General features: G+C 68.8%; 7 protein-coding genes. 1 reads left to right on the top strand and 6 read right to left on the bottom strand.

What is annotated here, in order from left to right:
* Nucleotides 1-164: 164 nt before the first annotated feature.
* From ACFDTH_RS08840 to ACFDTH_RS08830, 3 genes are all read right to left on the bottom strand, one after another.
* A complete protein-coding gene (locus tag ACFDTH_RS08840; protein ID WP_375287167.1) occupies nucleotides 165-461 on the bottom strand; it encodes a DUF2849 domain-containing protein in 297 nt (98 codons plus the stop codon).
* On the bottom strand, nucleotides 458-1,249 hold the full coding sequence (cobA, locus tag ACFDTH_RS08835) for a uroporphyrinogen-III C-methyltransferase (protein WP_375287166.1): 792 nt from the start codon (nucleotides 1,247-1,249) through the stop codon (nucleotides 458-460). The genes ACFDTH_RS08840 and cobA overlap by 4 nt, the downstream gene beginning before the upstream one ends.
* Nucleotides 1,250-1,446: 197 nt before the next feature.
* The gene (locus tag ACFDTH_RS08830; RefSeq protein ID WP_375287165.1) at nucleotides 1,447-2,385 is read right to left on the bottom strand and encodes a DUF808 domain-containing protein; all 939 of its coding nucleotides are present in this window, start codon (nucleotides 2,383-2,385) and stop codon (nucleotides 1,447-1,449) included.
* A gap of 152 nt (nucleotides 2,386-2,537) precedes the next feature.
* Between ACFDTH_RS08830 and ACFDTH_RS08825 the strand changes: the two genes are divergently transcribed.
* Nucleotides 2,538-3,596 carry a lytic murein transglycosylase gene (locus tag ACFDTH_RS08825; RefSeq protein WP_375287164.1) on the top strand — a complete coding sequence of 353 codons (1,059 nt, stop codon included), beginning with the start codon at nucleotides 2,538-2,540 and terminating at the stop codon, nucleotides 3,594-3,596.
* A 43-nt stretch (nucleotides 3,597-3,639) separates the two neighbouring features.
* On the opposite strand, the gene ACFDTH_RS08820 is transcribed toward ACFDTH_RS08825, so the two are convergent.
* From ACFDTH_RS08820 to ACFDTH_RS08810, 3 genes are all read right to left on the bottom strand, one after another.
* Nucleotides 3,640-4,308: a DUF2490 domain-containing protein gene (locus ACFDTH_RS08820; protein WP_375287163.1), complete on the bottom strand. Its 669-nt coding sequence runs from the start codon at nucleotides 4,306-4,308 to the stop codon at nucleotides 3,640-3,642.
* Nucleotides 4,305-5,720, bottom strand: coding sequence for a succinylglutamate-semialdehyde dehydrogenase (astD, locus tag ACFDTH_RS08815; RefSeq protein ID WP_375287162.1), 1,416 nt, complete (start codon nucleotides 5,718-5,720; stop codon nucleotides 4,305-4,307). The genes ACFDTH_RS08820 and astD overlap by 4 nt, the downstream gene beginning before the upstream one ends.
* Before the next feature lie 70 nt (nucleotides 5,721-5,790).
* Nucleotides 5,791-7,149: a protein adenylyltransferase SelO family protein gene (locus ACFDTH_RS08810; protein WP_375287161.1), complete on the bottom strand. Its 1,359-nt coding sequence runs from the start codon at nucleotides 7,147-7,149 to the stop codon at nucleotides 5,791-5,793.
* Nucleotides 7,150-7,164 lie beyond the last annotated feature (15 nt).

The following is a 7,164-nucleotide window of genomic DNA, read 5'->3' as shown; positions in this document are numbered from 1 at the left end:
ATCATATTGGTCGTACTTGTACATACTCGAACCTCACTCCCCTCCCTGCAAGGGTGGGGCTGGGGGGGGGTGGCGTCCTGGCGATACGGCACTGGCATTTCGGAGAGGAGCCGTATCGCCCGGCCTCGACCCACCCCCGACCCCTCCCTTGCAGGGAGGGGAGATTAGATCACCCAGCTTCCCGCCTCGGGATCGGCAGGCTTCAACGTCAGGTCCGGCCGCACCGTCGGGCCGAGCGCGCGAATGCGGTCCTTGATGTGGGCGGGGCGGGGGCCCTCGCCGGTCATCACCGCGTCGATCACATAGGGCACGTTGACACGGCGCGCGCCTTCCTCCGCCTTGGCGATCGATTCGCCCATGTCGCCCACGTCGGTGGCATCCTCGACATGGCGCGACCAGCCGGTGCCGGTCCACCAGGTCACGTCGCCGCTGGCGAGATCATTGCCGGTAAGAATCTTCAAGACGCTGCCCCTTCCGCGATGCGCGCATAGCTTGTCAGCTTGTCCTCCGCATCGGACAGCTCCACCACCTCGCCGACGACGATGATCGCCGGGCTGGCGACCTTCTCGCGGCGGACCATCTCGCCCAGATCGGTGAGCATCGTCCGGAGCGCGCGATGGCCGGGGAGGGTGCCCTTTTCAAGCACCGCCACCGGCATGTCGGGGGCGACGCCGTCAGCGATCAACTTGTCGGCGATGTCGGAGGCGGTGGCGACGCCCATGTAGATCACCAGGGTGCGTCCCTGGCCGGCGAGGCCGGACCAGTCCTGATCGGTCAGCCCCTTGCACTGGCCCGCGACGAAGCTGACCGCGCTCGAATGGTCGCGGTGGGTGAGGGGAAGCATCGCTTCCGCCGCGCAGCCGAGTGCCGCGGAGACGCCGGGGATCACCTCCACCGCGAGGCCGGCGGCGCGCACCGCCTCCACTTCCTCGCCGCCGCGGCCGAAGATGAAGGGGTCGCCGCCCTTGAGGCGCACCACCACGCTGCCCGCCTTCACATGCGCGACGATCAGCGCGTTGATCGCCTCCTGCGGCAGGGTGTGGCGGGCGCGGGTCTTGGCGACGGAAATGCGCTGCGCCGAGGCAGGCGCGATCTCCAGCACGCGCAAATCGACCAGGCCGTCATGCACGACGACATCGGCACAGCGCAGCGCCTCCACCGCACGGACGGTAAGCAGGCCGGGGTCGCCCGGGCCGGCGCCGACGAGGATGACGCGGCCGCGCGCGTCCGGATCGAGAAGGGTCGCCATGATCGCCAGATGGGCCGAGCGGCGCGCGGGGGCAATGCAGAGATGATTGGGCGTCGCGTAGGCGATGTTTTCCGATCCTCCCCGTTCACGGGAAGGTGGCGCGGAGCGCCGGAGGGGGCTCTCCTCCTCGGTGTCGCCCGCGGCAAGCCCCCCTTCCGTCAGCCTGCGGCTGCCACCTCCCAGCGAGCGGGAAGGATTTAGTGAGCGCCACGGGCCTTGGCGATCTGATGGACCGCCCAGGCGATCACCCCGCCCACCACCAGCCCGACCACGCCCGAGCCGGCGGCGTAGATCAGCCATTCGATTGCGCCGCCGACGCCCGGCACGGCATGGCCGGCGACCTCGGAAACATGGTGGAGCCAGTGCGCGGGCGCCGGCCAGCCCAGCACCTCGGCGCCGTGGAGGAGAATGCCGCCACCCACCCAGATCATCGCCGCGGTGCCGATCACCGATAGTGCGCGCATCAGCACCGGCACGCCCTTGACCAGCCCGCGGCCGATTGCGGCAAGCGCGCCGCTGCGGCCCGTGGCGAGGTGCAGGCCGACATCGTCCGCCTTCACGATCAGCGCAACCACGCCGTAAACACCGATGGTGATCGCCACCGCGACCAGCGCCAGCGTGACCGCCTGGGTGAGCAGTGGCTCGCCCGCAACCTCGTTGAGCGCAATCGCCATGATCTCGGCCGACAGGATGAAGTCGGTACGCACCGCGCCCGTGACCTGTCGGTTCTCCAGCTCGACCGGATCGATGACGCCGTCGTGCACCGCATCGTGATGTTCGCCCGACAGTGCCTCGATTACCTTCTCCGCGCCCTCGAAGCAGAGGAATGCGCCGCCCAGCATGAGCAGCGGCGTGACCGCCCAGGGCGCGAAGGCGCTGAGCAGCAGCGCTGCGGGCAGCAGGATCAGCAGCTTGTTGCGCAGGGACCCCAAAGCGATCTTGCCGATGATGGGCAGCTCGCGCGCGGGGCTGAGCCCGACCACGTAGCGCGGGGTGACCGCGGTATCGTCCACCACCACGCCCGCCGCCTTGGTGCCAGCCTTGGCCGCAGCCGCGCCGACATCGTCCAGCGAGGCAGCGGCCAGCTTGGCGAGGCCGGCGATGTCGTCGAGCAGGGCGACGAGGCCAGAGGGCATGGAAGTCTCCTAAGGGTCGGACCAAGCCTCCCTTACCGTTCACCCGACGCTTGTCTAACGGTTGCCAATCACTTTCTGCAGCCGACGCAATCGTTTTGCCAAACCATCCATGGATTGGAACCTGCGCCCGCATATGGCAGCGCCTTGCCTTCGTGGTCGGTTCGACCGCCGCATACCCTTCAAGGAGCGTCGACTCGACACATCAGCCGCCCGACGCAAAGGTGATATACGCGCTAGCCGGACGAATCGTGCGGCACGTATTGCGTGAACCGATCAGGTGCAGGTGCCCCATGCAGGCGATCAAAGCAGCGAAGCTGGTGCTGTTGACGGCGGTGCTGTTCGCTGCCGGCTCCGCGGTGAGTCGCGAGCCGGCCGTGCGCATCGTGACGTCGGACGTCGACCTTTTCTACCGCCTCTATGACGCGACTGCGCGCCGGCCCAGCGCCGCGCAGATCCAGCACGACTATCTGGACGCAGGAAGTAACGGCCTGCGCACGTTCGCACGTGTACGCAATACCACGGCCGAGCGGATCGCGGCGGCGATCGCGGATCAGCCGCAGCTATACTTGAACGCCCGGCGGTGCGCCGCAGTCCTTCCGAGCGCCCGCCCGAGGCTGGCCGCGGCGCTCAAGCGATTGAAGGCGATCTATCCCGCCGCCAGGTTCCCGCCGGTCACCGTTGCGATCGGGCGGGGACGTCCGGTGGGGGTCGGGAGTCCCGTTCACGGGCTGCAGATCGGGTTGGAGGCCTTGTGCGGCGTCCGCTACTACTCGCCGGATCTAGCCGATCGCTTCGTGCACGTCGCCGCCCATGAGTTCGTGCACGTCCAGCAACCGCCCGAGATGGTGGACAATGACGCGGGCTGGACCGTCCTGGAGGGCGCCTTGGTGGAGGGAGGGGCGGATTTTGTCGGCGAGTTGATCTCGGGCGGCCTCGGCAATCCGCAGCTTGCCCGCGATGCCGTTGGGCGTGAACGGGAGATCGAGCGCCGGTTCGTCGCCGACATGGACAAGACGGACCTGTCCGGCTGGCTGAACGACGGCACGATGGAGAAGTCCGGCAACCTCGCTTATTGGGTCGGCTATCGGATCGCCAAAAGCTATTATCGTCGCGCGCCCGACAAGCGTGCGGCGATCCGCGATATCATCGAAGTCCGCGACGCACACGCATTCCTCGCTCGAAGCGGCTGGTATCCCGGCATCCGGTTCTGATCAGCCTGTGCGGCACAAAGGCATGACGCGATGAGGCGGCCGATCAATGCCGCAGCTGGAACGTCAGCGACGCGATGTGCCGCACCCGCGAACGGCCGGCGGGCAGGTCGGTGATCTGCGCCATGTAGCCCGCCTCCAGCGTCGATCGGCCGAACAGCGGGATTTCGGCGCCACCGAACAGGCGCACCTGGTCCATGCCGGCGCGCGCGCCCCAATCGGTGTCGTTGACCGCGACGAACCCCTCCGCCCAGGCGAGCGCGCCGACCGGTCGATCCTTCTTCTCCAGCGGCAGCTCCCACCGCGCCATGTGGCGCAGGCGGACGCCGACGTCGTCGCTGCCCTCCACGAAGCGCTGCTCGATACGGGTGCGCGACTGGAGCTCGCCCCATGAGCCCTTGGCGACGTTCCACGTCACCTGCTGGAAGCTGCGGTTCTCCAACTGATCGCCGCCGGCGCTGTAGTCGATCACGCGGGCATAGCCCTGGTAGAGGGTAACCGCGTCGCTCACCCCCACGCCAATCGCCGTGCGCAGCAGCAGCTGGCGCAGTTCGGACGCACCGTCGTTCACGCGCGGCTGCACTTCGGCGAAATAGACCAGCCGGTCCTTGATAGCCCCTTGCGCGGTAACGTTGACCCAGACCGCCTCGTCGGTTTCGGCATGCGCGGCGACGGGCGCGAGCAGCGTCAGGGTGGCGAGCAGATGTTTCCTCATGCGTCCTTGAGTCCAATGCCGATCGCGGCGCGCGCCGCCTCCGCCTCGTTGGAGGCGACCGGATAGGCGCAATAGTCCGCGGCGTAGTAAGCGCTGGGGCGATGGTTGCCAGACCAGCCGATGCCGCCGAACGGCGCGGCGGAGGAGGCGCCGTTGGTGGGGCGGTTCCAGTTGACGATGCCGGCGCGAATGCCCGACCAGAAGCGGTCGTAGAGCGACGGCGTCTGGCTGATCAGCGAGGCGGACAGGCCGTATCGGGTGCAGTTCGCCTCCGCGATCGCGGCGTCGAAGTCGCGCATGCGGATCACCTGGAGGATCGGGCCGAACAGCTCGATGTCCGGGCGCTCGGACGCGTCGGTCATGTCGAGCATGGCGGGGCGCAGGAATGGCCGGTCCTCCTGCGGACGTTCCAGATAGCGCAGCGGGCGGCCGCCACGCATCGTCAGCGCAAGGAAGCTCTCGGTCAGCTGGTCGGCGGTGTCGTTGTCGATCACCGGCCCCATGAACGGCGCGGGGCTGTCGTGCGGGCTGCCCACGATCAGCCGGTCGAGCAGCTTGTTGATCTCGGCGAGCAGCGGTTCGGCGAGCACCTCGTCGACGATCAACCGCCGCGCGGCGGTGCAGCGCTGGCCCGCGGTGGTGAAGGCGGACTGCACGATCAGCACCGCCGCCTGGTAAAGATCGGGCGTGTCCCACACGACGATGGGGTTGTTGCCGCCCATTTCCAGCGCCAGGATCTTCTCCGGCTTTTCGGAAAAGGCGCGGTTGAGCGCGATGCCGGTGCGCGCCGAGCCGGTGAACAGCAGCCCGTCGATCCCGTCGTGCGCCGCGAGCGCGCGGCCCTCGTCCGGGCCGCCGATCAGCAGGCGGACGCATCCCTCGGGCACGCCCGCCTCGCGGTAGCAGTCGATCAGGAAGGCGCCGGAGGCGGGGGTCTTCTCCGACGGCTTGAACACCACGGCGTTGCCCGCGATCAGCGCGGGGACGATGTGGCCGTTGGGCAGGTGCGCGGGGAAGTTGTACGGGCCCAGCACCGCCAGCACGCCGTGCGGCTTGTGGCGCAGCGCCATGCGGCTGCCCATCGGGCTGTCCAGCTGTCGCCGCGCGGTCCGCTCATTATAGGCGGTGATCGAGATCTCAACCTTGTTGATCACCGTGTCGATCTCGGTCCGGGCCTCCCACAGGGGCTTGCCCGTCTCGCGCGCCAGCAGGTCGGTGAACGCATCCGCCTTGCGCCGCACCACATTGGTGAAGCGGCGCATCGTCTCCGTCCGGAACGTGACGGGCTTGGCCGCCCATGCCGCCCAGCTCTCCCGGGCCGCGGCGACCTCCGCATCGACATCGCCATGCGGGGCGCGCCACAGTTCCGCGCCAGTGGCGGGTTCGAAGGAGACCAGTTCGGCTACGCTCATGCACTCCACCGTTCGTCCGGGCGTTTACTCCGGAACGGACCAGCCGTTTGCATCAACGGGCGGCGCTTTGCTAGCCGGCCAGCGCCGCGCCGAAAGCGCGCACCTGTGCCACCTTGGCGTGGAGCGGCCCCCAATCGTCGGATTGCGCGATCGCGGACCAGATCGTCTCGACCTCGTCGATCAGCATCGAACAGGGTTCTCCGTGCCAGAAGGCGCTACGAGCGGTGCGCGGCGGGTAGGCGGCGAGGGCGGCGCGCACCTCCGTCCACGGCGCGCCGTAGCCGTCGGGCAGAGGCTGCGCGAAGGCATCGTGGAAGAAACGGTCGATCGGCGTCGCGGTGTCGCGCAGCGCGCGCTCGACGCTCTGGACGAGCGCCTGATCGTCGCCGCTGCCCTTCGGTGTACGGCCGAGCCGCCACAGGAAGGCCGCCACGATCGCCTCGCCGTAACGCTGGGCGAAGGTCTCCAGCAGCGCGATCATCGGCTCGGCCTCCACCAAAGGGCGGAGCGAGACGGCGAGCTGCATCGCGTCCCAGTGGATCGCCTCGGGCTGGCGGCCGAAGGCGTAGAGGCCGGCATGGTCGAAATAGGCGGCGGTGAAGGCGGGGTCCCAGCTCGACGTCCAGCGCCAGGGGCCATAGTCGAAGCTTTCGCCGGTCACGTTGATGTTGTCGCTGTTGAGCACGCCATGGACGAAGCCCGCGGCCATGTAGCGCGCCGCGAGCGTGGCGGTGCGGCCGATCACCAGGTCGAGCAGGCGGAGCGGATCGTCGCCGGACTCGCCGTAGAGGTTGGCGAGGACATAGCGGGTCAGCGTGCGCAGCCCCGCCTCGTCGCGCTCAAAGGCGAGGCGCTGGAAGGTGCCGATGCGGATATGGCCGTGGCTGAGGCGGACCAGCACGGCGGAGCGAGTGGGCGAGGGCTCGTCGTTGCGCGCCAGTTGCTCGCCGGTCTCGATCAGGCTGAAGGCGCGGCTGGTGGGGACGCCCAAGGCTTCGAGCATCTCGGCGGCGAGGATCTCGCGCACGCCGCCCTTGAGCGTCAGCCGGCCGTCGCCGAAGCGGCTCCACGGCGTCTGGCCCGAGCCCTTGGTGCCCAGGTCCATCAGGCGCCCATTCGTGTCGCGCGCCTGCGCGAAGGTGAAGCCGCGGCCGTCGCCGATGTCGGGATTGTACTGGCGAAACTGGTGGCCGTGGTAGCGCAGCGCCAGCGGTTGGGGCAGCGAGCCGGGGAGGGGATCGAAACGGCCGAAATGGCGGGTCCATTCGGCATCGGTGAGGCCGGCGATGCCGATCTCCGCCGCGGCGCGATCGTTGCGGAAGCGCAGCCGCGTCTCCGGGAAGTCCGCAGCCTGCACGGCATCGTAGAAGCCGTCGCCCAAAGTCAGCAGTGCGGTCTCGGGGCGATATGCTTGCGGGTCGAAGGGCATGCCGCGATATGGGGC

Origin of the sequence: Sphingomonas sp. (assembly GCF_042096255.1) — a bacterium.
Classification (GTDB): domain Bacteria; phylum Pseudomonadota; class Alphaproteobacteria; order Sphingomonadales; family Sphingomonadaceae; genus Sphingomonas.
Note: the sequence above shows the minus strand (reverse complement) of the source record. Positions and strands in the feature narration are given on the sequence as shown.